The organism is Polaromonas sp., from assembly GCF_039930745.1.
In the GTDB taxonomy this organism is placed as follows: Bacteria; Pseudomonadota; Gammaproteobacteria; order Burkholderiales; family Burkholderiaceae_C; genus Polaromonas.
In genome coordinates, this window is record NZ_JBDTTH010000035.1 from 14,158 (window position 1) to 39,261 (window position 25,104).

At 62.0% G+C, this 25,104-nt stretch carries 28 protein-coding genes and 1 pseudogene; 13 read left to right on the forward strand and 16 right to left on the reverse strand.

Annotation, left to right across the window (positions count from 1 at the left end; genetic code table 11):
* Nucleotides 1–24: 24 nt before the first annotated feature.
* The 13 genes from ABI660_RS12415 to fliE form a co-directional block, all read right to left on the reverse strand.
* Complete coding sequence (locus tag ABI660_RS12415; RefSeq protein WP_348068400.1) at nucleotides 25–405, reverse strand: response regulator; 381 nt, start codon at nucleotides 403–405, stop codon at nucleotides 25–27.
* The gene (motB, locus tag ABI660_RS12420; protein ID WP_348068402.1) at nucleotides 405–1,346 is read right to left on the reverse strand and encodes a flagellar motor protein MotB; all 942 of its coding nucleotides are present in this window, start codon (nucleotides 1,344–1,346) and stop codon (nucleotides 405–407) included. The genes ABI660_RS12415 and motB overlap by 1 nt, the downstream gene beginning before the upstream one ends.
* Before the next feature lie 20 nt (nucleotides 1,347–1,366).
* Nucleotides 1,367–2,230 carry a flagellar motor stator protein MotA gene (gene motA / locus ABI660_RS12425; protein WP_348068404.1) on the reverse strand — a complete coding sequence of 288 codons (864 nt, stop codon included), beginning with the start codon at nucleotides 2,228–2,230 and terminating at the stop codon, nucleotides 1,367–1,369.
* Nucleotides 2,231–2,292: 62 nt separating this feature from the next.
* Entirely contained in the window at nucleotides 2,293–2,910 is a 618-nt protein-coding gene (flhC, locus tag ABI660_RS12430; RefSeq protein WP_348068406.1) for a flagellar transcriptional regulator FlhC, read from the reverse strand.
* A 57-nt stretch (nucleotides 2,911–2,967) separates the two neighbouring features.
* On the reverse strand, nucleotides 2,968–3,285 hold the full coding sequence (gene flhD / locus ABI660_RS12435; RefSeq protein WP_348068408.1) for a flagellar transcriptional regulator FlhD: 318 nt from the start codon (nucleotides 3,283–3,285) through the stop codon (nucleotides 2,968–2,970).
* Between the two features lie 216 nt (nucleotides 3,286–3,501).
* Nucleotides 3,502–3,840: an EscU/YscU/HrcU family type III secretion system export apparatus switch protein gene (locus ABI660_RS12440; RefSeq protein ID WP_348068410.1), complete on the reverse strand. Its 339-nt coding sequence runs from the start codon at nucleotides 3,838–3,840 to the stop codon at nucleotides 3,502–3,504.
* The gene (locus ABI660_RS12445; protein ID WP_348068412.1) at nucleotides 3,824–5,047 is read right to left on the reverse strand and encodes a flagellar hook-length control protein FliK; all 1,224 of its coding nucleotides are present in this window, start codon (nucleotides 5,045–5,047) and stop codon (nucleotides 3,824–3,826) included. Before ABI660_RS12445 ends, ABI660_RS12440 begins: the two co-directional genes overlap by 17 nt.
* Nucleotides 5,044–5,388, reverse strand: a complete 345-nt coding sequence (locus ABI660_RS12450; RefSeq protein WP_348068414.1) for a flagellar protein FliT — start codon at nucleotides 5,386–5,388, stop codon at nucleotides 5,044–5,046. Before ABI660_RS12450 ends, ABI660_RS12445 begins: the two co-directional genes overlap by 4 nt.
* Before the next feature lies 1 nt (nucleotide 5,389).
* Nucleotides 5,390–5,875: a flagellar export chaperone FliS gene (gene fliS, locus ABI660_RS12455; RefSeq protein WP_348068416.1), complete on the reverse strand. Its 486-nt coding sequence runs from the start codon at nucleotides 5,873–5,875 to the stop codon at nucleotides 5,390–5,392.
* Nucleotides 5,876–5,889: 14 nt separating this feature from the next.
* Nucleotides 5,890–7,323 (reverse strand): flagellar filament capping protein FliD, encoded by a 1,434-nt coding sequence (fliD, locus tag ABI660_RS12460; protein ID WP_348068418.1) that lies wholly within the window; start codon nucleotides 7,321–7,323, stop codon nucleotides 5,890–5,892.
* A 17-nt stretch (nucleotides 7,324–7,340) separates the two neighbouring features.
* Nucleotides 7,341–7,850, reverse strand: a complete 510-nt coding sequence (locus ABI660_RS12465; RefSeq protein ID WP_348068420.1) for a flagellar protein FlaG — start codon at nucleotides 7,848–7,850, stop codon at nucleotides 7,341–7,343.
* Between the two features lie 302 nt (nucleotides 7,851–8,152).
* A complete protein-coding gene (locus tag ABI660_RS12470) occupies nucleotides 8,153–9,277 on the reverse strand; it encodes a FliC/FljB family flagellin (protein WP_348068422.1) in 1,125 nt (374 codons plus the stop codon).
* Between the two features lie 453 nt (nucleotides 9,278–9,730).
* Nucleotides 9,731–10,060, reverse strand: a complete 330-nt coding sequence (fliE, locus tag ABI660_RS12475; protein ID WP_348068424.1) for a flagellar hook-basal body complex protein FliE — start codon at nucleotides 10,058–10,060, stop codon at nucleotides 9,731–9,733.
* 299 nt (nucleotides 10,061–10,359) lie between these two features.
* Here fliE and fliF point away from each other — a divergent pair, with 299 nt between their 5' ends.
* The 13 genes from fliF to fliR all read left to right on the forward strand — a co-directional run bounded on the left by fliF (nucleotide 10,360) and on the right by fliR (nucleotide 21,528).
* Nucleotides 10,360–12,063, forward strand: a complete 1,704-nt coding sequence (gene fliF / locus ABI660_RS12480; RefSeq protein ID WP_348068426.1) for a flagellar basal-body MS-ring/collar protein FliF — start codon at nucleotides 10,360–10,362, stop codon at nucleotides 12,061–12,063.
* Entirely contained in the window at nucleotides 12,056–13,048 is a 993-nt protein-coding gene (fliG, locus tag ABI660_RS12485) for a flagellar motor switch protein FliG (RefSeq protein ID WP_348068428.1), read from the forward strand. The genes fliF and fliG overlap by 8 nt, the downstream gene beginning before the upstream one ends.
* A 70-nt stretch (nucleotides 13,049–13,118) precedes the next feature.
* Complete coding sequence (gene fliH, locus ABI660_RS12490; RefSeq protein ID WP_348068430.1) at nucleotides 13,119–13,814, forward strand: flagellar assembly protein FliH; 696 nt, start codon at nucleotides 13,119–13,121, stop codon at nucleotides 13,812–13,814.
* Entirely contained in the window at nucleotides 13,807–15,228 is a 1,422-nt protein-coding gene (fliI, locus tag ABI660_RS12495) for a flagellar protein export ATPase FliI (protein ID WP_348068432.1), read from the forward strand. The genes fliH and fliI overlap by 8 nt, the downstream gene beginning before the upstream one ends.
* 29 nt (nucleotides 15,229–15,257) lie before the next feature.
* Nucleotides 15,258–15,713 carry a flagellar export protein FliJ gene (gene fliJ, locus ABI660_RS12500; RefSeq protein WP_348068434.1) on the forward strand — a complete coding sequence of 152 codons (456 nt, stop codon included), beginning with the start codon at nucleotides 15,258–15,260 and terminating at the stop codon, nucleotides 15,711–15,713.
* 12 nt (nucleotides 15,714–15,725) lie between these two features.
* Nucleotides 15,726–17,078: a flagellar hook-length control protein FliK gene (locus ABI660_RS12505; RefSeq protein WP_348068436.1), complete on the forward strand. Its 1,353-nt coding sequence runs from the start codon at nucleotides 15,726–15,728 to the stop codon at nucleotides 17,076–17,078.
* Nucleotides 17,079–17,274: 196 nt separating this feature from the next.
* Entirely contained in the window at nucleotides 17,275–17,703 is a 429-nt protein-coding gene (gene fliL, locus ABI660_RS12510) for a flagellar basal body-associated protein FliL (protein WP_348068438.1), read from the forward strand.
* Between the two features lie 22 nt (nucleotides 17,704–17,725).
* Entirely contained in the window at nucleotides 17,726–18,730 is a 1,005-nt protein-coding gene (gene fliM, locus ABI660_RS12515; protein WP_348068440.1) for a flagellar motor switch protein FliM, read from the forward strand.
* Entirely contained in the window at nucleotides 18,723–19,160 is a 438-nt protein-coding gene (gene fliN / locus ABI660_RS12520; protein WP_348068442.1) for a flagellar motor switch protein FliN, read from the forward strand. The genes fliM and fliN overlap by 8 nt, the downstream gene beginning before the upstream one ends.
* Complete coding sequence (gene fliO / locus ABI660_RS12525; RefSeq protein ID WP_348068444.1) at nucleotides 19,157–19,636, forward strand: flagellar biosynthetic protein FliO; 480 nt, start codon at nucleotides 19,157–19,159, stop codon at nucleotides 19,634–19,636. Before fliN ends, fliO begins: the two co-directional genes overlap by 4 nt.
* Nucleotides 19,637–19,701: 65 nt before the next feature.
* A complete protein-coding gene (gene fliP / locus ABI660_RS12530) occupies nucleotides 19,702–20,424 on the forward strand; it encodes a flagellar type III secretion system pore protein FliP (RefSeq protein WP_348068458.1) in 723 nt (240 codons plus the stop codon).
* A gap of 40 nt (nucleotides 20,425–20,464) precedes the next feature.
* Entirely contained in the window at nucleotides 20,465–20,734 is a 270-nt protein-coding gene (fliQ, locus tag ABI660_RS12535) for a flagellar biosynthesis protein FliQ (RefSeq protein ID WP_348068446.1), read from the forward strand.
* Entirely contained in the window at nucleotides 20,734–21,528 is a 795-nt protein-coding gene (fliR, locus tag ABI660_RS12540) for a flagellar biosynthetic protein FliR (protein ID WP_348068448.1), read from the forward strand. The genes fliQ and fliR overlap by 1 nt, the downstream gene beginning before the upstream one ends.
* Before the next feature lie 72 nt (nucleotides 21,529–21,600).
* On the opposite strand, the gene flgL is transcribed toward fliR, so the two are convergent.
* The 3 genes and pseudogenes from flgL to ABI660_RS12555 all read right to left on the reverse strand — a co-directional run.
* Complete coding sequence (gene flgL / locus ABI660_RS12545; RefSeq protein ID WP_348068450.1) at nucleotides 21,601–22,815, reverse strand: flagellar hook-associated protein FlgL; 1,215 nt, start codon at nucleotides 22,813–22,815, stop codon at nucleotides 21,601–21,603.
* Between the two features lie 28 nt (nucleotides 22,816–22,843).
* Nucleotides 22,844–24,751, reverse strand: coding sequence for a flagellar hook-associated protein FlgK (flgK, locus tag ABI660_RS12550; RefSeq protein WP_348068452.1), 1,908 nt, complete (start codon nucleotides 24,749–24,751; stop codon nucleotides 22,844–22,846).
* Between the two features lie 134 nt (nucleotides 24,752–24,885).
* Nucleotides 24,886–25,104, reverse strand: a pseudogene (locus ABI660_RS12555) (methyl-accepting chemotaxis protein); the annotation flags it as partial.

The window sequence follows — 25,104 nt, forward strand, 5'->3', positions numbered from 1 at the left end:
CGTCCAGCGCGCGGCCTGGGGCCCTTATGCCCGTCCCATCTGCAGCAGGCTGCCCACCACATCCAGCAGTGTTTCCGGCTTGACCGGCTTGCACAGCCAGCCATTGGCACCGGCTTTCCTCGCATCCGACTTTCCGGCCTCACTGCTGATGGTGCTCAGCACCACCACAGGAACATGGGCATAGTCCGCAAGCAGACGCAGTTGACGCGTCAGTTCGCCCCCATCCATTGGAATCATGGTCCAGTCCGTCAGCACCAGATCAACCTGCGCCCTGCCAAGGTGTGTCAGGGCCGCCTCGCCCCCCTCGGCCAGCAGCACGCTGTAGCCTGCTTCCTCAAGGATGGCCGAGATCATTTGCCGCATCACCGCGGAATCATCAACGACCAGAATGGTTCTGTTTTTCATCATGTCCTGCTTCCGGATTGGCCCGGTGAAGGGGTGGCTGCGGCTCGACGGCCGTCGCTGTGCTGAGCTTCACCCAGTTTGCCGCCAGCTTCGGCCGCACTGGACGAATTCACCGGGTTGGCCGCATTGGCCCTTTCGATTTCCGCCTGCGCACGGTGGTTGAGAACCACCACGCTGATACGGCGATTGATGGGTGCGAACGGATCGTCCTGGTTCAAATGCATGCTCGAGGCGACACCCATCACCCGCAAGACCTTTTTCTCCTGCATGCCACCCGCTATCAATTCCCGCCGCGAAGCATTCGCCCGGTCCGAGGACAGCTCCCAGTTGCTGTAGGACTTGTCGCCCTGTACATACTGGGTTGCGTCGGTATGCCCGGACAGGGTGATCTTGTTGGGCTGCGCATTGAGCACCGGGCCAATCTCGCGCAGGATGGTACGCATATAGGACACCACCACGGCGCTGGAGCGGTCGAACATGGGCCGGTTGCTGCTGTCGACGATCTGGATTCGCAGCCCTTCCGGAGTAATGTCTATCAGCAGCTGCGGCCGGAACTGTTTGAGGATCGGGCTGGACTCGATCATGTTGTCCAGCTTCTTCTTGAGTTCGTCCAGCCGGCTGACGTCATCGGGATCACTCTCGTTCTCTGCCTTCTCGGCCTCCCCTTTTGCACGGGTGAGGTCTGCGCCGCCGCCGGGAATCACGCTGCTGCTCAGGCTGCTTGCAGGTCCTCCTGAAAGTGCCACTTTCAGAGGTGTCTTGAAATGCTCGGCGATCCCTGCCAGTTGTTTCGGGGATGAGTTGGAGAGAAGCCACATCACCAGGAAAAACGCCATCATCGCCGTCATGAAGTCGGCGTAAGCAATCTTCCAGCCCCCGCCATGGTGGCCGGCAGCCTTGACAGGGCGCTTGATGATGATGCGGCGTGCAGCTTCAGTCATGGCATGGCAGGCGGCCCGGTTCAGCGGTTCTTGACTTCGCGGACATGCCCGTCCAGCTCGATAAACGAAGGACGTTCGGTGGAACGCAGGATCTTCCGGCCGAACTCCACCGCCAGTTGCGGTGCATAGCCGTTCATGCTTGCCAGCAAGGTCACCTTGATGCACTGGTAGACCTTCAGGGAATCGCCCACCTTGTGTTCGATCAGGGAAGCCAGCGGTGAAACAAAACCATAAGCCAGCAGAACACCCAGGAAAGTTCCCACCATGGCGTGGGCGATCAGCTCGCCCATGACGGACGGCGGCAGGTCGGCGGACGCCAATGCATGCACCACGCCGAGCACGGCGGCAACAATGCCCAGGGCCGGCAAGGCATCACCCACCTTGGCCAAGGCGTGCGCTGGTGCCTCGGCTTCGTGTTTATAGGTGTCGAGCTCATGCTCCATGAGCTGGTCGATTTCGAAGGGGTCGGTATTGCCGCTGACAATCAGGCGCAGGTAATCGGTCAGAAACTCGATCAGCGGCGCGTCGGCCAGCAACATGGGGTAAGGCGCAAAAATGGCACTGGTCTGCGGATCATCGACGTCCGACTCCAGCGCCAGCATGCCGTCCTTGCGGCCTTTGGAGAGCAGCACGTAAAGCAGGGCAAGAATCTCCATGTAGAGCTCCTTGTCATGCTTCTTCGAACTGCGGAAAAGTTTGGGAATCGCCCGCAGCGTGGCGCCTATGGTGTGGCCGTCATTGCCGACAATGAATGCGCCTATCGCGGCGCCACCGATCATGAGCAGCTCAAGCGGCTGGTAAAGTGCGCCGAAATGCCCGCCCATCAGCGCATAGCCGCCAAACACGGACGCCAGCACAAGCACATAGCCAACAATTACCAGCACCGTGTCCTCCCTTTTTTTTAAGAAAACTGGATCAACAGCAAACCACAAACACCTGCATCACGTCAGGCCCGCGATGCACTCATCACATCGGCCAGCCACTGCGACGACGCACTGGCGCTGCTGCCCCCGATGGCAACAGGGGCGGCTTGCGGCATATCGGGGCTGCTCTTGCGTGTTTTTCCGGCACGTGATGGCGGCCTGCACAGCACGCACACATAACTGCCCTGCGGGTCATGGGCATGCGCGACGAACAGACCCGTACAGCGGGTGCAGGTGCTCAGTTGCAGCATGTCGCTGTCGAAAAAGCGCACCAGCGTCCATGCCCGCGTGAAGTCCAGAACAGGCTCGCCGCCTTGTTGCTGTACCTGCTCCAGGTATAGCTGGTAGCTCTTGATAAGTGCCGTGATCCGCGTGCAGCCGCCATGGGTCATCATGAAGCGGTAGATGTTGTAGAACATGGACGAATGGATGTTGGACATCCAGGTCATGAACCAGTCGGTCGAAAATGGCAGTAAACCCTTGGGCGGTGACGCTCCCTTGATCTCCTTGTACAGCTTGATCAGCCGATCACGGCTCAGGCTGGTTTCCGCCTCAAGGAACTGCAGGCGGGCGCCCAGTTTGATCAGGTCGATGGCCAGATGGATCTCACCAGCCTCCCGGATAACGCTTTTAGTGGCCATGACGATCCAGACGGCAGAAAAAATGAGAACGCGCGATGCGGCCGAGGTTGAAGGACATCACCGAGCCATCTCGACATGTTGTCCGGACAGAAGAATGGCGGTATGGGCCTGCTGCAGGGACAGGTTTTTCCCGTCACGGGTCAAAGCCGAAAGAATCGGATGGTCGTCAAAGCGGAAGCGGCACAGGAGCAGGCTGGAAGAGGCCAGCTTCACAATTTGCGACAAAGACAGGTTGCCCAGCAGGTCAGCCAGCTCCTTGCTCATCCCCAGGCGGAACATGGCTGTGGGGGCATCTTCTTTCACCAGCCGCTGCGCCAGCAACAGGTAAGTCAGATTCAAATCACCAATTTCGTTGCTATTACCGATTTCAGACACGATGAACTCCTAAATTTTCAAAAAATTAGCCTTTGCGGCAGCCTCAAAAAACTTGTTCCGCAAACATCGGGGCATTCAGACCTACAAAATCGCCAACCCCTTGGGCTCATTTTTATCACATTTGACACAAATTTCTACATTTACCAATGCAAATAGAGGAGAAAAATTGCACTAAAAGCCACATTTAAACGAATTAATTAAATTAAATGATAAAAATCAATCATTTGACCCATATGGTGGTAACTCCGGGGTGGATTGGGCTTCCAACTGGTGTAGCCAAGTCAGCACTTCGGCGACTGCGACATACAAGGCCGGCGGAATCCGCGTGTCCAGATCGACCCGCATGAGGAGGTTGACGAGGTCGGGCGACGCATGGACGTACAGGCCGCTTTCTTTTGCGCGCCGGACAATGGATTCCGCGACAGACCCGTACCCCTTGGCCACGACAAAGGGTGCGCTGTCGCCGGCGCCATGGGACAGTGCTACGGCCGCCGGCCGATGTTGCCCAAGCCCCGGCCCTTCATTCATGTTGATGTGCTCATGTGCCATCAGCATCTTCCCGTCCGGCCCGCACGGCCGGCTCACCTGTCACCGGCCCGATCTGCATGTCCGTCAGTTCGAGCCCGAAGCCGCCCAGGCGGCTCGGCAATTCGCCGCTGGAGCCACGAAGCAAGGCCACGGTGGCGTCTTCCTGCGCCGCAAGATCCACCCTGACCGACGTGCCGGCAAGGCGCAAATACACCTCCACCGCGCCCAGCGAAGGCAAAGACAACGACAGGCGGGTGCTCCAGCTGCCCTGCAGCTCCTGATCTCCGGCAGCCTCCTCGCGCTCTTCGCGTATCTCCCATTCCGCAGGCGTGCCAGCCCATGCTTCGCCGGTCCAGCGGAACACAGGCACCGCCAGCAGTTCGAGCTGCTGACGGACCAAAGCCACCAGGTCCGGATGAACACCGAGACCGGCGGAAGACGGCGTATTGCCGCTCGGCGCATCCGCCGCGCGTGTATCCGGCTCCTCGGCCGGGAGCCCTTCTGGACCCATCTCATCCATCAATGCGGGGCCGCTGCCAGCAACCCCGTCATCGGCCGCGGCATCGTGCCACGCCTGCGCGGCGGAGGTTCGGGCCGGCCCCGCCGCATCATCAGGAAGACGGGCGTCCAGCACAGGAGGGGTCAACACCGCTGTCCGGAGCGCACTGCCCGGTACCTGGTCCCGCAGCGGGTCTTGCGCGCCGGTACCGGGCATCTCCCCTGAGACTTTCCCCGCAGTTTCCAGATGCGCCTGCGGTTCCTGGACCAGCTGAGAAAAAGTGCGGGTACCCGCCACGTATTGCTGCAAATGCGATTCGTAAAACAAGCCGGAGGTAGCCACCGTACGAGCCAAGGTCGCGCTCATGCGTTGCGCCACAGGCGGCGGCGGATGGGGCCAGAGCGGCTGGTGGCCCTGGATTTTGGGCGGCGCGCCACGAGACGGCTCCAGAATGGCGCTCACTGTTCGGGCCGCGGCGCTCAAGGTAACGGTTTCGCCGGGCTGTCCTGAACGCGGCGCATCGGGTTTGCCGGCATCGCCATGGGCGAGGCCAACACCAAGCTGCTGATCCAGCGCCGCACGCGATGGCAGGCGAACATCATTGACAACTTTTTCGACACGAGTCGGCGCGCCCGGGCCGGCGATGGCCGCCTGCGATTTCAACGGAACCAGGTCCGGACGCTGGGCCAGCCGCGTGGCCAGAAGCGTATCAACCAGAGGCGTGACACCGCTCATAACTTGGCATCGTCCGTGGGGCCGTAGGCATGGTGGAGGTTTTGCTGCGACTCCAGGCTCCTGAGTATGGCGCCCAGCCGTGCCAGCTGCGGCGACACCATGTCATGAATGCCGTCCTGGTTGGTCTTGATCCGGACCAGCAACTGGTGCTTTCGCGCCGACTGAGCCTCACTGAGGTCTTCCAGCGGCTCGATCAGTTTCAGCCGGTCCACCGTTTCACTGTATTGCATTTCGAGCGCCGGCAAACCGCCCCACTGACCGGTACGCGCAAGCAGCAGCATGCGCTCGGTGAGCGGCGCAATCTGCTCGTAGCAGTGCATGACTTCACTTTGCGAGCCCATCTCAGGCCCCTGTCGAAACGCGGCTTGCCGCAGAGGCCCCCGGGGCCCCCGGGGCCTCCGTCACTGGGCCTGGCTTTTGGGGATCAATCTCGCGCCATGCCGAACTGATGCTGTCCAGCAGCCGGTCCGCCTCGTCCAGCAGGGCGGGGTCATTGCGCAGGTTGGCGTAAAGCAGGCGCTGGCTGACGTAGTCATAAAGCGCGGAGAGGTTGGCCACCAGTTCGGCACCGGCCATGCCCCCAACCTCGGCGTCCAGGCTGGCCTTCAATCCGTTGTCGACAATATTGATTGCCTTGGAGATGGCATTGCCTTTGGCGCTGATGTCATGGTTGGCCATATGGTGGCGCGCCATGGTAATGGCCGTTTTGGCGCCGTCGAACAGCATGGTGATCAGCTGGTGCGGCGAGGCACTCATCGCGCCGCTTTCCCTGCCGATGGTGGCATAGGCGGTGGCGCCGGTGTTGTAGGCATGAGGGGGGGTGTACACGGAAGGATTCCTTGTTATTTGCTGGCGTTCATGGCGTCAAATTGCGCCGTCAGATAGCTCGTGGTCGAGTTCATTCTGGACATCAGCAAATCCAGCTGCGTGAACTGTGCGCGGTAACGTGCCACTTTGGCCTCCACGCTGACTTCGGTAGCAGCGTAGCGGGTGTCCAGTGATTTCAGCGTGGCATTGACACCGGCCTTGGCATTGCTGATCGCACCGGTGGTCCCGACAAACGCGTCAACAAGGGCCGCCACCTGGGTGCCGTAACCTGTATTGCCGCCCGTGCCCGCAAATAGCTCCACCACTGCTTCCCGGTCGGCGGCCAATGCAGTCTTCAGCTTGGCGGCGTCGAAGGCAATCGTGCCGTCTTTCTGGAAAGTCACGCCGACCTGCGACAGCACCCTGAGCTCTCCTGCCTGTGGCGTATTAAGCGCTGCGCGGATCCCGCTTTGAACCGTGCGCAAGGTGGAATCACCCACCAGCGCGGCACCCGCCTTTTTTTCCTGGTCATACTTGGTGAGCTGGACTGCCGTGGATTGCAAGGAGTTGTAAGCAGTAACAAAAGCGTTGACCGCCGTTTCCACCGAAGCACTATCGCGGCTGACGGTCAGGGTACTGGTGCCTGTCTTGGCCAGCGTCATGGTCACACCTTGCACCGCATCCTGCACGGTGTTGGTGCTGGACATCACGGCAATGCCATTGACCGTCAGCGCGGCATTGGCTGCGGCCGTGGTCTGCTGCAGGTTTTGCGCCGCCGAGGGATCGTGGGACAGCAGGCTCTGCAGGCTCGCGTCGCCGGTCACGGCGATACGCATGCTGGAGGTCTCGCCCGTCGGGGAGTTCAGCACCAGCCGATAGGGAGAAGTCCCGCCATCGTTGATGATGCTGGCCGTCACGCCGAGCGTGGAATTTTTATTGATGGCATCACGCAGGCCCTCGAGCGAGTTGTCGCTGCTGGCGACCACGATGACCTGCGCCGTGCGGCTGGCATCAGGTGAAAAGGCGGCGCCGCTGTAGTGGCCGGTCATCGGATCCAGGGTTCCCCCCGAAATCGTGCCGAAATCAATCGTCACCGAACCCAGGCCAACCGCAGCCTTGGCATCGGCCACACCCGTCGCCGCCAGTGACTGCGCTTGTGCCAGCCGCGCCACGTCAATCGCGTAATTGCCCACTGCGCCAGTCGCCGAAGCGGTAGCCGACAGCACATCGGTCGCACTCGAAACTGCCTTGGCGCCCTTGAACAGGTTGGCATCCGCCAGTTTCTTCGCGGCGGCCTGAAACGTGCTCAGGGCATTTTGCAAAGTGCCGTAGGCCGACAGCTTGGCGGTGTAGCTGACCTGCTGCTTCTGCAGCGCCACCAGCGGCTGGCTTTCCGCCGCAGCGAGCTTGTCAAGCAAACCGCTCAAATCGAGGTTGGACCCGACTCCCAAGCTTGAAATTAAGGACATGCTGACCCCTCGATCCTTTAAACCTTGACCGACCTGAAAGCGCTGGCGTCCTGGCCCGATGCAACCGCCGTTACCCAGGGGCTGCTCCAGCGCGCGGGCGCGGGTGCCTGGGTCTGATCCGTCAGTTGCGCCTTGCGGCAAACCGCCTGGTGCACCAGGAGATCATGCAATTTTCCCAGCGCTTTGGACAATTGCATCACTTCTTCAGAGGGCATTTGGCGGATCAGTTTGCCGGTTTCCACATCCACCACCCGGGCGATCATCATGTCGGTGTCCTTGTCAAACTCGAATTGCACGCCGATGGACGCGAGCCTCAGGGTCTGGTTGATCTCGGCCAGCGTGGCGTTCTCCCAGGTGGGCAGGGGTTCGGTTTCCGGAGCTTCGCCGCGGGCAACCGCGGCCTGGCGCATCGGCTCCGTTTCCCGGGAAAACGGTGCCATGGGCGTCACGGCCGGCACGGTAAGCGCCAGCGGCGCCACAAGTTCGCGACGCGGACTGCCCGACAGGATGCTGATGGGAATCGTCATGACTGGCTCTCTCCTGATAAATCGCTAGTGTCCTGTCCCGCAAATAAGGCGATATGAAATCGTCCAGTCAACCGGCACGCGGCGTTGCTCGTCGTTGCTATAGCTACGGCTATGTCGCCTCCTCGCGCCTTGCCTGGCGACTGACTGGACAATTTCATTTCATCACCTTATTAACGGGACAGGACACTAGGCGCTCACGCCTGAAGTCAAGCGTGACGGCCTAATGCAGGCGGACGAGCCGCCTGGCTGGAAGGTGTAGCACCGGAAAGGACGTGCGCCGCAGCGCCCGCCCTTTCACCCGATCAACGCAGCAGGGACAAGACGCCTTGCGTGGTCTGGTTGGCCTGGGCCAGCACGGAGGTACCGGCTTGCTGCAGGATCTGTGCGCGGCTCATGTTCGACACTTCGGTCGCGTAGTCAGCATCTTCAATGCGTGAGCGTGAAGAAGTCAGGTTGTTGATGGTGGTTCCCAGATTGGAGATCACCGAATCAAAACGGTTTTGCACCGCACCCAGCGTTCCGCGCAGGTCGTCAACCGTTTTCAGGGCGGCGTCAATGGCGGCGAGCGGATTCGCGGTAGCCGTCAGGCCGGCGGCAGCGTCAGTTTCGTAATCTGCTTTCGCAGTGGCGAGGCCGGCCGCGTCGGTGAAGTCATGCGTCACGGCGCCAGTGGCGGTGTCGATGTCACCGGCAGCGATCTTGTACAGATTACCTGCCTTGTCCTGCAGCGCGTATTCGGCATACGTGTCGGTCGATGCTGTATAAGCACCGTAGCCGCGCAAGGTCAGGTCCGTAACAGCGGCTTCCGGGCCGTTGGCAACTGCGGCAAAGTCAACCACAGCCGTTGTCGTGACACCGCCTGTTGTGGTCGAGAACTGGGTGATGGGATCAGACAGGCCCGACACGCTGAAACCGGTCAGACCCAGCTTGCCAGAGTCGATCTGCTTCAGCGCAATCGAGATGCTTTCGCCGTCATTCGCACCGACCTGGATGGACAGGCTCTGGTCGGCAGCCAGCACCTTGACACCGTTGAAGTCGGTTTGCGACGAGGTGCGGTTGATTTCGGACAGGCGCTGGGTAATTTCAGCCTGGATGGAGGCTTTGTCGGCGGCGGAGTTGCTGCCGTTGGCCGACTGCACTGCCAGTTCGCGGATGCGCTGCAGGTTGTTGTTGACTTCGGACAGGGCGCCCTCTGTCGTTTGTGCCAGCGAGATGCCGTCATTGGCATTGCGCTGGGCCTGGGTCAGGCCTTTGATGTTGGCGGTAAAACGGTTGGCAATGGCCTGACCGGCTGCATCGTCCTTGGCGCTGTTGATGCGCATGCCGGACGACAGACGCTCGATCGCGCTGTTCAGCGCGCCTTGCGACTTGTTGAGGTTATTCTGCGTGAGCAGGGAAAGCGAATTGGTGTTGATGACTTGGCCCATGAGGAACTCCTGAATTTCAAAGTTGGTGTACTCCGGCTTCTTGCCGTCACGCTGGCCTTGCTTGCCTGGACACTGTGCAAGCCACCGTTATTCAGGTTATCGGCGGGTGCTTGAAAAACCTTTAGGGGTCCGGGCAAAAAAAACTTTTTTTTGAAAGTTCTGCCCATACGCCGCAGCAAACCCGCCTTCCCCATTCCTTTTCTACGCCATTCGTGAACGCGAAGTCGAAGCGACGACGGGACAGGACACTATCGAAGCTGACAAATTGCACGGATGTTATGCAAGCGCTGAGTAAGCCCCCTGTGGCGCGCGATCAACCGGGCTCGGGCGGTCTGCAGCGTTGAATTTCTTGCCAATAGCCAGCTATTGGCTGCGAAATTCGCCTTGCATCCCATCCCGATCCGGCTGCCGCGCCTCCGCAAGGACTTATTCAGCGCTTCCCTAGAAATGGAATCAGGCGGGCATGTTCATGATTTCCTGGTAAGCCGCCACCACCCGGTTGCGCACCTGCAGGCTCATCTGGAAGCCGATATTGGCCTTCTGCATGTCTACCATCACGTCGTTCAGCGCCACGCCCGGCTTGCCAAGCTCAAATGCCTCGGCCTGGCCGTAGGCCTGTTGCTGCGAGTCGCTGATGCGATCCAGCGATTTCTTCAGCTCGCCGGCAAAGCCACCGCCGACAGCTCCGCTGCCCGACAGGGCGCCGCCGCGCTCTCCCGCCTGTGTGGCCTGGTTGATGGCCCGCATCTGCTGCAGCACTGATTCAATTGACGATATAGCCATGGTGGTTCCCTGGGCAATACACGTGCCCGTTGCTTCATTGAGGGCTCCAAGCGTAGCAGCCGGTCAGCCTGCGCAACGCGTCAAAAGACGGCAAAACCCCCGGCTATTCGGCCGATCAAACGCCAGGCTGCGCTCTGACAATTGCTCACGAGGCCGGGAAACCCTGGCCGCACGTGGCAGGCCAATCTCTCCTCTTTACTACTGTCGTATGTCATCAGCCGTTTCAGTTCTTTCAGCCCACTACCGGCCCCGCATGCCTTCGAACGGCTGGCGTGCCGCGGCGGTAACCGGGTGAACGCATGAGTTCAGCCACCACCGCCGCAGCCCCGGCAACGGCCAAAGCCTGGCCACTGCTTGACCAGCTGCGTGCCAATCCGCGCCTGCCCATGGCCATCGGGGTTTCCGCTGCCGTGGCGGTCATTGCTGCCCTGTGGCTCTGGAACCGGGCACCCGACTACGGCGTGCTCTACAGCAACCTGTCAGACCGCGACGGCGGCGCCATCATCGCCTCGCTGCAGCAGATGAACATTCCCTACAAGTTCACCGACGGTGGCGCAGCCTTGCTGGTGGCCGCCAACAAGGTACCGGAGGCGCGCCTGCGGCTGGCCTCCCAGGGCCTGCCCAAAGGCGGCACGGTCGGCTTTGAACTGATGGACAACCAGAAATTCGGAACCAGCCAGTTTGCCGAACAGGTCAACTACCAGCGCGCGCTGGAAGGCGAGCTGGCTCGGTCCATCAATTCCATATCCGCTGTGGAGTCGGCACGGGTTCACCTCGCGCTGCCCAAGCCCTCGCTGTTTGTGCGTGACCAGAAAAAACCCAGCGCCTCGGTGGTCCTCACCCTGCATCGCGGACGCAGCATCGACGAAGGCCAGGTCAGCGCCATCGTGCACCTGATTTCAAGCAGCGTGCCCGAGCTGTCCGCCAAAAGCATCACCGTCGTGGACCAGGCCGGTAACCTGCTGTCTGCGGCCAACGCCGGCACCCGCGGCCTGGACGTCAGCCAGCTGAAATATACGCAGGAGATCGAGCAGACCTACATCCGGCGCATCGAAGCAATTTTGCAGCCTATCGTCGGCACCGCGAATGTCCATGCGCAGGTCGCCGCGGAGATCGATTTTTCCACCATCGAGAACACTGACGAAAAATACCGCCCGAACCAGGACGCCGGCAGCGCGGCCATTCGAAGCCAGCAATCGAGCGAGTCGAGCCAGCTAGGCGCGCTCTTGCCCGGCGGCGTTCCGGGCGCGCTCACCAACCAGCCCCCCGCCACCCCCGTTGCGCCCATCGTCGCCGACGTTCCTGGACAGAAAAAGCCCGAACCGCAGGCTCCGGGCCAGCTCAGGATGAGCACGGAAATGAGCAGCGTCGCCAGCGCCCCGCGCAGCACACCCCCCGGCAACGGACGAAAGGACGTCACCACCAACTATGAGCTGGACCGGTCGATTCGCCATGTGCAGCAGGGTGCGGGCGGCATCAAGCGCCTGTCGGTGGCGGTGGTGGTCAACTACCGCGGCAGCAAGGGCCAGGGCAAGCAGACAGCGCAGGCACTGTCGGCCACCGAGCTGGAGCAGATACAAAACCTGGTCAAGGAGGCAATGGGCTACAGCCGAGAGCGCGGCGACACGCTCAACGTGGTCAACAGCCCCTTCGCCAACGAAATCACGGAAACACCCGAGCTGCCGGTATGGCGCCAGCCGGACAACATCGAGACGGCCAAGACAGTCGGCAAATACCTGCTGCTGGGAATGCTTGCCCTGTACCTGTGGTTTGCCGTGCTGCGGCCCCTGCTGCGCAACTACCTGCAGCCGGAACGCGCCCCGGCGGGAAGTGCGACGACCGAAAGTAGCTCTGCCGAGAATGCCGACCCCGAGGCGCAGGCGCAGGACCGGCAAACCCAGCGCCACCTGGACAACATCCAGTATGCGCGGGAAGCCGCCCTCAAAGACCCGCGGATGGTCGCCATGCTGATCCGGCACTGGATGGAGAAAAACGATGGATGAAGGCACGAGAAAAAGCGCCATCCTGCTGATGTCGCTTGGCGAGGAAGGCGCCGGCAGCGTGCTCCAGCACCTGTCGCAGGCCCAGGTCGAAGCCATGGGTGAAGCCATGGCCGGCCTGTCACAGGTCAAACGCGATGAAGTCAGCCAGGTACTGGAAGAATTCCATATCGAAACCGAGCAGTACTCGGCTCTTCACCTGGATTCGGGCAGCTATCTGCGCACCGTGCTGAACAAGGCCTTGGGCAACGACCGAGCCGCGAACCTGCTCGAGAGCATCATGGAGTCCAGCGACTCGGCCAGCGGCATCGGACGGCTGAATCAGCTGGAAGCCACCGAAGTTGTCGAACTCATCCGGGACGAGCACCCACAGATCATCGCCACACTGCTGGTCCATCTGGATCGTCACAAAGCGGCCGACGTGCTGGAACAGCTTCCCGAACGAGTCCGCCACGACGCGGTGATGCGGGTGGCAACCTTCGGTGGCGTGCAGCCCGCCGCCCTCAAGGAACTGACCGAGGTGCTCAACGACATGCTGTCGGGCGAAGGCGGCAAGCGCAGCAAGCTGGGTGGCATACGGGTGGCAGCGGAAATCGTCAACATGATGGGCAGTGCCCAGGAAGAAGGCGTGATCAAACATGTTCGCGAGCACGACGAAATGCTGGCACAAAAAATGATCGACGAGATGTTCCTGTTCGAAAATCTGCTTGGACTCGAAGACCGCAGCGTCCAGTTGCTGCTCAAGGAAATCGAGTCCGAATCGCTGATCATTGCACTGAAGGGTGCGCCAAAGGAACTGCTCGAGAAGTTCCTGAAAAACATGTCGCAGCGTGCCGCCGAAACACTACGCGAAGACATGGAAATGCGGGGCCCGGTGCGCGTCTCCCAGGTCGAAACCGAACAGAAAGCCATCCTGGCCATCGTGCGCCGCCTCGCGGATGCCGGCGAGATTGTGCTGGGCGGCCAGGGCGACGACTCCTATGTATAACCCCGCTTCCCTGTCACGCGCGTCCGATGCCGACCGGCTTTCGCCAGGGCCGCGCTCCGGGCAGCGAGTCATGGACCCCAAGGACCGGATCGCCGCCTGGAAGCGCTGGGAAATGACCTCCTTCACGCATGAAGCGCCGTTCCCCCCATCTCAGGTGCAAGCCATCCCCGACGCCGTGCCGGAACCACCATCAGCGGCCCCGAAAATCGATGAAGCCGATCTGGACCGCCTTCGGCTGGAGGCCCAGATGGCTGGAGAAAAAACCGGTTATGAACAGGGGTACGCGCAGGGACAGGCCGAAGGACATGCAGCCGCCATGGCGGCCGTTCACGAACAGGCCAGGCAGTTGCGCGCACTCACCCTGTCATTGCCACCTGCCCTGCACCTTGCCGAAGGCGGTGTCGCTGATGACCTGCTCGCACTGGCCATGGACCTGGCTCGCCAGGTGCTGGGCCGGGCCCTGACGGCGGATCCGCAGGCCATGCTGGCCGTGGTGCATGAATTGCTCCAGGCCGAGCCGGCGCTGGTTGGCTCGCCCCAGCTTTTCCTGCATCCGGACGACGCTCAGCTGGTCAGTGAACATCTGGCGGAAGAATTGTTGGCCATCGGCTGGCGCATACGACCCGATGCCAACATCCTGCGCGGTGGCTGCCGCGTCATGGCGAGCAGCGGCGAACGCGACGCAACCCTCGAAACCCGCTGGGATCGGGTTGCCGCAGCACTAGCACGGAATATCCCTGCCCCTTCCGGCACAGCCCATGACTGAGCTTTCCGAAGCTGCCGCAGGAAACCCGCACCTGCAGGCCTGGAAAGCAGCGCTGGGCGAAGCTCGTACAGCCGTCGGCAAAATCGACCCGATCCGTACCTACGGCCGGCTGACGCGCGCTGTGGGGCTGGTGCTGGAGGCGGTCGGGCTGCGCCTGCCGGTGGGTAGCGACTGCTTGATCGAACTGCCCCCGGGCTACCCCCAGAAAACAGCCGAAGCAGAAGTGGTCGGTTTCGCCGGCGAACGTATCCTCCTGATGCCCTTGAGCGCTGTTGACGGCCTGTTGCCCGGCGCACGCGTTTATGCGCTGGACTCTCCCGCCGGTCAAGGCCATGGCATGGGAGCCAGAACCAAACGGCTGCCGGTGGGCGACGGCATGCTGGGCCGCGTGGTTGACGCCGCAGGCCGGCCGCTGGACGGCCTGGGGCCGCTCAAATTTTCCCGGGAAGTGCCGCTGACCGCGGAGCCCATCAATCCCTTGATGCGGGCCCCCATTGACCAAGTGCTCGACGTCGGCGTACGCGCCATCAACGCCATGCTGACGGTAGGGCGCGGCCAGCGTATGGGGCTTTTTGCCGGATCCGGCGTCGGCAAAAGTGTCCTGCTCGGAATGATGGCCCGCTATACCAGCGCCGACGTGATCGTGGTCGGGCTGATAGGCGAGCGTGGCCGGGAGGTCAAGGACTTCATCGAGAACACGCTGGGCGAAGAAGGCATGGCCCGCGCAGTTCTGGTGGCGGCGCCCGCCGATACCTCGCCCCTCCTGCGGCTGCAGGGCGCCGCTTACGCCACCTGCCTGGCCGAGCATTTCCGCGACCGGGGGAAAAATGTCCTGCTGATCATGGACTCGCTGACCCGCTATGCCATGGCCCAGCGGGAAATCGCGCTGGCTGTGGGCGAACCTCCCGCCACCAAAGGTTACCCGCCGTCGGTGTTTGCCAAGCTGCCGGCACTGGTGGAGCGCGCCGGCAATGGCGCCCGCGACGCTGCCGGCCAGGGTGGTTCCATCACTGCCTTCTACACGGTACTGACGGAAGGTGATGACCAGCAGGACCCCATCGCTGACGCCGCACGCGCCATCCTGGACGGCCACGTGGTGCTCTCGCGCAGCCTGGCTGAATCGGGCCACTACCCGGCCATCGATATCGAAGCATCCATCAGCCGTGCAATGACGGCACTGATCGCGCCGGAACAGTTTGAAGCCGTGCGAAGCGCCAAACAGATGCTGTCGCGCTACCAGCGCAATCGCGACCTCATCAGCGTCGGCGCCTACGCGCCCGGCCATGACGCGCAGCTGGACCGGGCCATCGAGCTTTATCCCCGGATTGAAGCCTTCCTGCAGCAAACCATGCATGAACGCACCGACTACGCCGCATCCGTGAGTCAGTTGCACGGCCTGTTCCAGGCCGGCTAACAGCCTCATCCACTTACCGGAGAACACACATGGTCCACAAACTACCACTGACAACCCTGATTGAACTGGCGCAAAGCAAGACTGACGAAGCCACCCGCCGGCTCGGCCAGTTGCAAAACGCCCATACCAGTGCCGCCGAAAAACTGGAAATGCTGCTGCAATACCGCCAGGAATACATCGACCAGATGAACCTGCAAATGCGCGATGGCCTGCCCTCCGCCCATTTGCGCAATTTCCAGAACTTCATCAGCACGCTTGACAAGGCCATCGAACAGCAACGCATGCTGACATCGCAGGCCGATACCCGTCTGGCACACGGACGAACCGACTGGCAATTCAGCAAACGCCGCCAAAGCTCTTTCGACACCCTGGCCGACCGCGTTCGCCAGCAGGACCTGCTGGCAATGAACAAGCGGGACCAGCGGGACAGTGACGAACGTTCCGCACGGCAGTTCTACCTGCGTTCCGCCACCCTGGCCGATTAGAACGGAAACTCCATGTCTTTCAGCCTTCCATCCCTCAGTGCACCTGTTTCGGCTGCCCAGCCCCCCGCGAGCGCCGCGGCACGCAACGGCGATCCGGAAAAAAACAGCCCCGGCAGTTTTGGAGAAGTCCTCGCGCGTGCGGCCCGGCCCAGCGGTGAGGCAGCTACAAAACCTGCCGAAAAAGCTTCAGCCAGCTCGCCGGCCCGAGGCCCGGACGACGACCCGGAAACCGACGCGGAAGAAGGAGCCGAGCTGGTCAATCTCCTGGGTGCGGGCTTTATCCCAACCGAAGGCAGGCGCCCACCGGCGGCACTGCCTGACGGCGCCGTCATGGCAACGCGGGGCGATCCTCGCCTGCCGCCTGCCGCGGATTCGCTGGCCCAGCCGCAGACAGGTGTTTCACTGCCAGCAGACGGCTCCGTGGCCTTGATCGATGCAGGCACCGACCTGGATGCGCCGGCGGCGCCCGCGCTGGTACTGGCCGCCGCGAGCCCGAAGGAACGCGGCCAGGCAAGCTCCCTGAATACCCGGCCCGATGCCTCCCCCCAAGACGCGCTGGCAGCCGCCGCACCGTCGGGCACAAAAACTCCGGCCCCACCGCCAGTGCAGGACGCAGCACCTGCTGGTCGCCCTTCCTCACAGGCTGCTGAAAGTCCAGGCAGCGAAACGCTTGAGGCGTCCGAAAACGCAAGTGAAACCGGAGCCTCCCGATCGGCACCGACACGCAACGCAGCCAGCCAGGCGCCCGAGGCGCAACTGCCCAGCGTTGAGGGCCTGGCCGCGGCAACAGTTGCCGGCACGTCCACTCCGGCTTCCGGCATGGAAGCCAGCGCGGTCATGGCGTCGTCCGTTACGGGTGCCGCCTTGCAGGGGCTCGCAAACCCTGCAGGCCCCGGCCTTCCACCAGGGGTGATCACGCCTGTCCTGCCGCAAGAAGTCGGCAGCAGCGAGTGGGGCAAAGCGCTAGGACAGCACCTGGTCCAGATGGGTCAGGGCGGCCAGGAAGTGGCAGAACTCCAGCTCAATCCACCAGGGCTGGGGCCCCTGAAGGTCACCTTGAGCATGAATGACCATCAGGTCCAGGCCATGTTTGTATCCGCTCACTCGTCGGTCCGTGCGGCGGTCGAAGCCGCATTGCCGCAGTTACGTGCCGCACTGGCCGACAGCGGCATCAGCCTGGGGGACACCTCTGTCGGCGCCGAAAGCCGGCCGCAGGCCGATGTGAACCAGGGGCAAGGCGGGCAGCAGTCCGGCCAGCGCGGCCATGCTCGCGCCGATGTCGGCGTCTCCCCAACCATCGCGGAGCGAACGGTCATCGAACCACGCAGGTCAGGTCATGGCATCACGGTCGACACCTACGCCTGAGGCGGCGTTTCCGCCGGAGGGCATCGCCAGCCGCAAATGCCGGAGGTAAAGCGTTTTCCACCTGCTTATCAAGCGATGCGCTCCGGACCTTCTGCCCAACAATCAATCTTCACATTCACGCAGCAAAGCCATGGCTACAACAACGGTTCCGGTGCCACCATCACCTCCTCCCGCCCCGAGCAGAAAGCTCCGCCGCGTGCTGCTCATCCTGCTGGCGCTGGTGGTTACCTCGGGGGCGGCGGGCGCGGCCTACTACTACCTGGGCGGCAGCCAGGACGCTACCGCGAAGGCTGCGGTCAAACCGCCGCAAGACCCGATTTTTGTTGCACTCGAACCTTTCACGGTCAATCTTCAGCCCAACGGCCGAAACCGCTTTCTGCATGTCGCCGTGACCTTGAAAGTCAGCGACACCAAGTCCCAGAGCCAGCTGGTCCAATACATGCCCGAAGTGCGCAGCCGGGTTCTCACGACGCTGTCCAACCGGGCGTCCGACTCGCTGGTCACGGTGGAAGAAAAAAACCTGCTGGCCACTGAAATTCTGGCGGTCCTGAACCGGCCCTTTGCCGCCAACCTGCCTTCCGCCGCGATATCCAGCGCGATGTTCACCACTTTCATGCTGCAGTAAGCCTGCCCAATGAGATTCGTCAATGGCCTATGAACAGCAACTGTCGCAGGACGAGGTAGATGCGCTACTGCAGGGCGTCACCGGTGACGCCGACGTCGCCAGCGCACCGTCGCCGGTATCCGGGGGACTGCCGGTTTACAACCTCGGGACTGATGAGCATGTCGTGCGCAGCCGCATGCATACGCTGGAAGTCATCAACGAGCGATTTGCGCGGCACCTGCGCGGCTCGCTGCTGACCTTCATGCGCCGCAGCGCGGACATCTCGGTCGGGGCGGTGCAGATCCAGAAGTACGGCGAATTCATCCGCCATCTGCCGGTGCCGGCCAACATCAACCTGATGCAGATGAAACCCCTGCGCGGCACGGCATTGTTCGTGTTCGACCCAAAACTGGTGTTCCTGGTCGTGGATAACCTCTTCGGCAGCGACGGCCGCTACCACGTCCGCGTCGAAGGCCGGGATTTCACACAGACCGAGCAGCGCATCATCAAACGGCTGCTGAACCTCACGCTGGACAGCTATGGCCAGGCCTGGCGGCCGGTTTACCCGCTCGATTTCGAATACGTGCGCGCGGAGATGCATGCCCGGCTGGCCAATATCGTGTCCCCCAACGAGGTCGTCATCAACACGACCTTCCACATCGAATTCGGCCCGATCGGCGGAGCTCTGAACGTCTGCATCCCCTATTCCATGATCGAACCGATCCGGGACCTGCTGTCCAATCCCCTGCAGGGCGAAGTTGAAGTGGACAAGCGCTGGGTCAAGCAGTTGTCTCAGCAGATCCAGAGCGCCGACGTGGAACTCAAGGCCCACTTTCTGAGCTTTCAATCCACCATCGGCCAGTTGCTCAAGCTCCAGGTCGGGGATGTGCTGCCTGTCGAAATTCCCGAGACGATCGTTGCCCAGGTCAACGGCGTTCCCGTCATGGAATGCGGCTACGGCACATCCAACAACCACTATGCCCTGCGGGTACAGAAGATGATCAACCACCAAGACAGAGATTCAGGCAAGGAACGCGACCATGAGTGAAGACAGCAAGGACGATCCGGCGGCAGACATGGCTGACGATTGGGGCAGCGCGCTGGCCGAACAGGCGCAGGCCACCGCTCCCAACGCCCCTCCCACGGCAGCGCCCGAACAGGCGGGCGAGAGGGTTTTTCAACCACTGCAGGGCGACGCCCGAGCGGGTATTGCCCAGGGCGACATCGACAGGATTCTGGATGTCCCCGTGCAGCTCACGGCGGAACTGGGCCGCACCCGCATCACGCTGAAAAACCTCCTGCAGCTGTCGCAAGGTTCCGTCGTCGAACTCGACGGCCTGGCGGGCGGCCCCATGGACGTCTTCATCAACGGCTACCTGATTGCGCAGGGCGAGGTGGTAGTGGTGAACGAAAAATACGGAATCCGCCTGACGGACATCATCACGCCTTCCGAACGTATCCAGAAATTGAACCGATGATCCGGCTGCAGCTTCCCAGGCTGGCCGCCGCTCTGCTGGCCAGCATCAGCCTGGCGGCCGGCGCCGCGCTTCCCACGGTACCCACCGCGGCGTCAGAACCCGTCCGCTCTTTTGGCATGGGCGGGTTCCTGCAGGCGGCTTTTGGCCTGGCCACCGTACTCGCGCTGATCTTCCTGTGCGGCTGGGCAGCCCGCCGGCTTGGCCTGCGCCAGTCCGGCAGCGGACGCCTGCTCAAGGTGGTGTCAAGCGCCATGGTCGGCCAGCGCGAACGCGTGGTGGTGGTGGAAATCGGTGGCTCATGGCTGGTGCTCGGTGTCGCGGCCGGTCAGGTTCGCGCGTTGCACACCATGCCGGCCGAACAGCAGCCTGAGGTTCAGGCAGCATCAGGGCTGGACAGCATGACACCCGCTGCCGCTTTCTCCCGGAAGCTGTTGGAGTCTCTCGGCAAATTCAATCACCTCAAAAAGCAGGACTGATGAGCCGGACCCTCCATCACCTGCGCGGCCGCACGGCCTCTTCGCTGCCGTTCGCCCTCTTCACGTTGTGCCTGCTGATCCTGGCGGCATGGCCGGCCACGGCATTCGCCCAGGGCCTGCCGGGCATCGTCAGCACGCGCGGCCCGGGCGGCAGCCAGACCTGGTCGCTCAGCGTGCAGACGCTGGTGTTGCTGACCTCGCTGTCCTTCCTGCCGGCGCTGCTGCTGTCCATGACCAGCTTCACCCGCATCCTGATCGTCCTTGGCCTGCTGCGCACAGCCATTGGCACCCAGTCTTCGCCACCCAACCAGATCCTCGTGGGTCTGTCCTTGTTCCTCACATTTTTTGTCATGTCGCCGGTTTTCGACAAGGTGCACAGCGAAGCCTACAAACCGTTTTCGGAAAACAGGATCAGCGCCGAGCAGGCGATGGAACGCGGCATTCAGCCCTTCAAGCAATTCATGCTCAAGCAAACCCGCGAGGCCGACCTCGCGCTGTTTGCAAGGCTCGCCAACATTGAAAAGATGGAAGGCCCGGAACAGGTGCCGCTACGGATCTTGCTGCCGGCTTTTGTGATCAGCGAACTGAAAACAGCGTTCCAGATCGGCTTCACCATCTTCATTCCTTTCCTGATCATCGATTTGGTGGTGGCCAGCGTGCTGATGTCCATGGGCATGATGATGGTGCCGCCGGCAACCATCTCGCTGCCGTTCAAGCTCATGCTTTTTGTCCTGGTGGACGGCTGGCAGTTGCTGATAGGCGCGCTTGCGCAGAGTTTTTACACCTGAGCCCGGCCATGCAGCAAGACAAGCGAAAGGAGCAGCAAAAATGACACCCGAGTCAGTCATGGCCATGGGTTATGAAGCCATGAAACTTTCCATGATGCTGGGCGCGCCGCTGCTGCTGGTGGCACTGGTCACCGGCCTGCTCATCAGCCTGTTCCAGGCTGCCACGCAGATCAACGAGATGACGCTGTCCTTCATTCCCAAGCTACTGGCCGTGTTCGCCACCCTGGTGATTGCCGGGCCCTGGATGCTCGGCCTGGTGCTGGACTACATGCGTACCCTGTTCTCCTCGATTCCGCAGCTGGTGGGCTGATGCCACCGGTCTTCTCCGTCACCTCGGAGCAGCTGGGCGTCTGGATCGTGGCTTTTCTCTGGCCATTTATCCGCATGCTGGCGCTCATCAGCACAGCCCCGGTCTTCAGTGAAAAAGCTGTACCGCGCTCGGCCAAAGTGGGCCTGGCCGTCTTGCTGTCTATCGCCATCGCCCCCACCCTCGGCCCCCTGCCCGCGGTTCCACTGGTTTCTGCCGCCGGCTTCTGGATCCTGGTGCAGCAAATTCTGATCGGTGCAGCCATCGGGTTTTCGATGCGCCTGGTCTTTGCGATTGTTCAGGCCGCAGGCGAATACGCCGGCCTGCAGATGGGCCTGTCTTTCGCCTCTTTTTTCGACCCCACCAGCGGCGGCAACACCATGGTTCTGGCGCGTTTGCTGAACGTGATGGCGGTCCTGATTTTCCTGGCCATCGACGGCCACCTGATGCTGATCATGACGCTGGCCGAGAGTTTCCGCACCCTGCCTATCAGCGACGCACCGCTGGCCGCTGGCGGCTGGTTCCTGCTGGTGTCCGCGGGTGGCCAGGTCATTTCCGGGGGGCTCATGCTGGCCTTGCCGCTCATCGCGGCCTTGCTGACTCTCAACCTCTCCATGGGCATCCTGAACCGCGTTTCACCGCAGTTCAGCATTTTTGCCGTGGGTTTTCCCATCACACTGCTGGCGGGCATGGGCATGCTGCAAATGCTGATGCAGTACATCGCGCCCTTCATGGAGCCACGTTTTGCGGCCGGCTTTGCGGCCATCCTGGAGTTTCTAAGCGGTTTAAGGTCTTAGCCCTTATAGAGCGGTCGCAAGCAGCTATCAAATCAGTAGCATTTTTATCCAACTGCATGGACCGGGCGCGCCCTACAGGTAGTTGAATAGGGAAATCTGCTGGATGCGGACAAAGGTTTGCTGGCTCGCCTGCAGTGCCGTCTGGCGCTGGTAGAACTCCGCAATGGCGGTGGCGTAATCCAGGTCCTGCAGATCAGACAGGTAACTTTTGTCCGTGAGCGTCCGGCTGTCGCCGGTAACTTTCAGTGCATCCAGCTCATTGAGGCGCGAGCCTATCGACGAACGCACGGTCAGGACGTTGTCGTGCGCGTTGGTGATCTTCCGGTTGGCCGTGCTCAGGGCATTGAGCACCTTGGCCTTGCCCTCCGGCCCCGCATCATCGATCTTGGTATTGAGCGCCTTGATCACGTCGCCAATGGCGGCAAAAACATCTGCTCCCGCATTTTTCGCCGCGGCCACACTGAAGGTATCGCCGGCGGCCGGTGTTCCGGTGATGGTGATTTGCAAGCCCCCAAAACTGATGGCGCCGCCCGACGTGTAGGCAGCGGCCGCCAGGGTGACGGGTGGCGTCGTGTTCGTATCCACCTGGTACGTCGTCGGGGTGGGGAAACTGATCACGAAGTCTTTTCCGTAGTTCGGGTCGGTCACGTCAAGCACCGATGTCATGCTGAACACCCCGCTGCCGGCGTTGCCCGCAGAAGAGGCGGTGATGTAGCCTGCGCCGCCCTGGACCGTCTGGAAAATACTGCGGCCGTCATCCGTTCCGGCCATCTGGCGCGAAACATCGACCTGCATGAGGCGTTTGCCCTGGTCACCGGCATATTGAATGCTGCCGTCGGCCTGACGCACAAACGGCGCGCTGCCGCTCTTGAACCCGGCAAACAGGAACTGGCCATTGCCGTCATCGGTATTGGCCAGGCCCTGCAGTTGGTCCAGGTTGCTTTGCAGAGTGGTGGCAATGGAGGCACGGTCGGCATCGGTCATGGTGCCATTGCCCGCCTGCACCAGCGAGGCCTTGATGTTCTGCAGGACCGTGGTCACGCTTTGCAGGGCGTTTTCTTCCATGGACAGCGTCTGTGTGGCCTGGCTCCGCGTGGCCGCATACTGGGCGCCCAGCGCGATCGACTGGGACACGGCCAATGCGCGCGTGGCTCCCAGCGGATCGTCCGAGGGCGTCAGAATCTTGCTCATGGCACCGAGCTGCTGTTGCACACGAAGCAGGTTGCTTTGCTGCGAGCCCATGGCGGCCTGGCTTTGCTCGTAAAAGGTTTGGGTGCTGATGCGCATCATGAACTCCGGGATTAAACAGTGCCTGTCAGCGGATGCCGAGCACGGCGTCAAACATGGTCGAGGCGGTCTGGATCACTTTGGCATTGGCTTGGTACATCTGCTGGAACATCAGCAGGTTGGCGGTTTCCTCGTCCTGGTTGACACCCGACACCGATTGCTGGAGCGCACGGATCTGCGTGGTCAGGCTGGTCTGGGCGGTATGTGCAATCTGGACCTGTCGGGCCTTGTTGCCCACGGTGCTGACCAGTTGTCCGTAAGCGTCGTTGAAGGTCGCTGTTCCGTTGCCCATAGTTTTCTTGTTCTGTAGCGCGCCGAGCAGCAAGGCATTGCTGCCGTCGGAGACACCCCCGGTGTTTTTCCCGATGGTGAAGGTGTCGCCATCCGAGGGCGCTCCGCTGATGCTCACCGTGATGCCATCGAAGCTCAGGGGCGCGCCGGCAGAGTAAATCACCGTGCTGCCGTCCGGGAAGCCCGAGAGTTCGTTGGTGACACTGTTGTAGGTCAGAGTCACCGTGGCGCCCAGGGGTGTTGCCGGATAAGCCGCATCCACCGAACCCGCGCTGATGGCCCCGCTGCCCTGGTTGCCCGCGGTGTTGCCGGTGATGATGGGCGAAGCTGCAGCCACCTTGGCGGGATCGGTCAGGGTCACGGCAAGATCACGCGCACCTGTGCGGGTGGGTTGGATCAGGAAGGAGTCGCCGGCACCAGCGGCCCCTGCGAATGCGAGCGTGACGCCGTCGAAGGTATTGGGAGGCACGGACGCCGCCAGATCCGCGGCACTGAAGACCTTGTTGTCCGACAGCCGGGTCACCGAGAACGACAGGTCGGCCTTGACGTCCAGCCGGTAATCGCTGGTGGTCAGCTGGCTGATGTCGGAAAACGACGCTGTCAGGTCCAGGCTGCCGGTGTTTCTCGCGTTCGACAACACGCCGGGAACAGCTTGCGAGAAAAAGTCTTCGCCCAGCGCGCCATTCAGATCGACGCCCAGCCGCTGCTGGGCATTGAAGGCGTCCGACAGGGCAATGGCCATGCGCCCCAGCGAGTTCTGGGTCGTCGCCAGCGTTTCGTTGCGAAACTGCAGCAAACCGCCCAGCGAACCACCGGAAATCACACTCTCCTGCAGCTCGACGGCATTGCCGGCAGCATTGACCACCGCCAGCGACGTGCGGCCGGGATCGCTTGCAGAACTGACCGCGGCCAGCCGCGTGGCCCTGTCGCCCAACACCAGCGTCTGCCCATTGCCGATAAAAACGTTGTACTGCCCATCCTGCACGACGAGCTTGGTACCCACGAGTTTGCCCAGTTCATTGACCAGTTGGTCGCGCTGGTCCAGCAAGTCGTTGGGCGCCTGGCCACCTGTGCCATTGCTGAGCCTGGCCACCTGCGTGTTGAGGCTGGCAATCTGCTCGGCATAGGCGTTGATCTGCTCGACGTGTCCGGCCACCTGGTCGTTGACGCTGGCATTCAGGCTGCCCAGGTAGCTGTCCATGGTCCTGAACTGGTTGGCCAACGCCTGGCTGGAGCTGATCAACTGCTGCCGGGCCGACGGATCTGCCGGCGTGTTCGCGAGTGCTTGCACATGGGTAAACAGGGTCTGGAGCTGCGGCGCCAGCCCTGCTTTCTGGTTGGCCAGCAAATTGTCGATCTGGCTGATCTGCGTGTAAAAGGTGTCCAGAGCCTGGTTCGCCGACTGGGCCTGATTGAGTTGCGAAGCCAGGTACTGGTCGTAGCTGCGCGAGATATCCACCACCTTCGCACCATTGCCGAAGAACCCGACCCCGGCACTGTAAGAGCCGCCGGCGGAGGCCACCTGTGCTGACTGGCGGCTGTAGCCGGGCGTGTTGACGTTGGCTGTGTTGTGGCCGGTGGTCACCAGGGCCGCCTGCGCGGCATTCAAGCCGCTCAGTCCGGTATAAAACATGTTGTTTGACATAAAAACCTGGTTCCTCTAGCGCAACAAACTGCACAGGGCGCTCTTCATGACAGCCCCTTCATGCTTAACGGCAGCCTCAGGAAAAACTTGAGGACTTGAGCACCCCGCAACGGCGCAGGCATCTTGCCACCGCCTCAAAACTCTTCCCATTCACCACCCGCCGCAACCAGCTGGGGCTGTGCCGATGGGGCTGACCTGCGCGGTGCTGCAATCGCCTGCCTGGCCTTGGGTGGCTGTGCGTGCTGCCGGGCCGGTGCCGTGCGCTGGGGCGGCGCCACGTAATGCACCGCCTGGCTGCTGTCCAACCGGAACACACTGACTACCTGGGACAGCCCGCTGGCCTGCTCCTGCAA

Bases quoted from the DNA above. Each gene is read 5' to 3' on its own strand.
- ABI660_RS12415 (WP_348068400.1), bottom strand. From the start codon at position 405: ATGAAAAACAGAACCATTCTGGTCGTTGATGATTCCGCGGTGATGCGG.
- motB (WP_348068402.1), bottom strand. From the start codon at position 1,346: ATGACTGAAGCTGCACGCCGCATCATCATCAAGCGCCCTGTCAAGGCT.
- flhC (WP_348068406.1), bottom strand. From the start codon at position 2,910: ATGGCCACTAAAAGCGTTATCCGGGAGGCTGGTGAGATCCATCTGGCC.
- ABI660_RS12440 (WP_348068410.1), bottom strand. From the start codon at position 3,840: ATGCTGATGGCACATGAGCACATCAACATGAATGAAGGGCCGGGGCTT.
- ABI660_RS12445 (WP_348068412.1), bottom strand. From the start codon at position 5,047: ATGAGCGGTGTCACGCCTCTGGTTGATACGCTTCTGGCCACGCGGCTG.
- ABI660_RS12450 (WP_348068414.1), bottom strand. From the start codon at position 5,388: ATGGGCTCGCAAAGTGAAGTCATGCACTGCTACGAGCAGATTGCGCCG.
- fliD (WP_348068418.1), bottom strand. From the start codon at position 7,323: ATGTCCTTAATTTCAAGCTTGGGAGTCGGGTCCAACCTCGATTTGAGC.
- ABI660_RS12465 (WP_348068420.1), bottom strand. From the start codon at position 7,850: ATGACGATTCCCATCAGCATCCTGTCGGGCAGTCCGCGTCGCGAACTT.
- ABI660_RS12470 (WP_348068422.1), bottom strand. From the start codon at position 9,277: ATGGGCCAAGTCATCAACACCAATTCGCTTTCCCTGCTCACGCAGAAT.
- fliE (WP_348068424.1), bottom strand. From the start codon at position 10,060: ATGGCTATATCGTCAATTGAATCAGTGCTGCAGCAGATGCGGGCCATC.
- fliF (WP_348068426.1), top strand. From the start codon at position 10,360: ATGAGTTCAGCCACCACCGCCGCAGCCCCGGCAACGGCCAAAGCCTGG.
- fliG (WP_348068428.1), top strand. From the start codon at position 12,056: ATGGATGAAGGCACGAGAAAAAGCGCCATCCTGCTGATGTCGCTTGGC.
- fliH (WP_348068430.1), top strand. From the start codon at position 13,119: ATGGACCCCAAGGACCGGATCGCCGCCTGGAAGCGCTGGGAAATGACC.
- fliI (WP_348068432.1), top strand. From the start codon at position 13,807: ATGACTGAGCTTTCCGAAGCTGCCGCAGGAAACCCGCACCTGCAGGCC.
- fliJ (WP_348068434.1), top strand. From the start codon at position 15,258: ATGGTCCACAAACTACCACTGACAACCCTGATTGAACTGGCGCAAAGC.
- ABI660_RS12505 (WP_348068436.1), top strand. From the start codon at position 15,726: ATGTCTTTCAGCCTTCCATCCCTCAGTGCACCTGTTTCGGCTGCCCAG.
- fliM (WP_348068440.1), top strand. From the start codon at position 17,726: ATGGCCTATGAACAGCAACTGTCGCAGGACGAGGTAGATGCGCTACTG.
- fliN (WP_348068442.1), top strand. From the start codon at position 18,723: ATGAGTGAAGACAGCAAGGACGATCCGGCGGCAGACATGGCTGACGAT.
- fliO (WP_348068444.1), top strand. From the start codon at position 19,157: ATGATCCGGCTGCAGCTTCCCAGGCTGGCCGCCGCTCTGCTGGCCAGC.
- fliQ (WP_348068446.1), top strand. From the start codon at position 20,465: ATGACACCCGAGTCAGTCATGGCCATGGGTTATGAAGCCATGAAACTT.
- fliR (WP_348068448.1), top strand. From the start codon at position 20,734: ATGCCACCGGTCTTCTCCGTCACCTCGGAGCAGCTGGGCGTCTGGATC.
- flgL (WP_348068450.1), bottom strand. From the start codon at position 22,815: ATGCGCATCAGCACCCAAACCTTTTACGAGCAAAGCCAGGCCGCCATG.
- flgK (WP_348068452.1), bottom strand. From the start codon at position 24,751: ATGTCAAACAACATGTTTTATACCGGACTGAGCGGCTTGAATGCCGCG.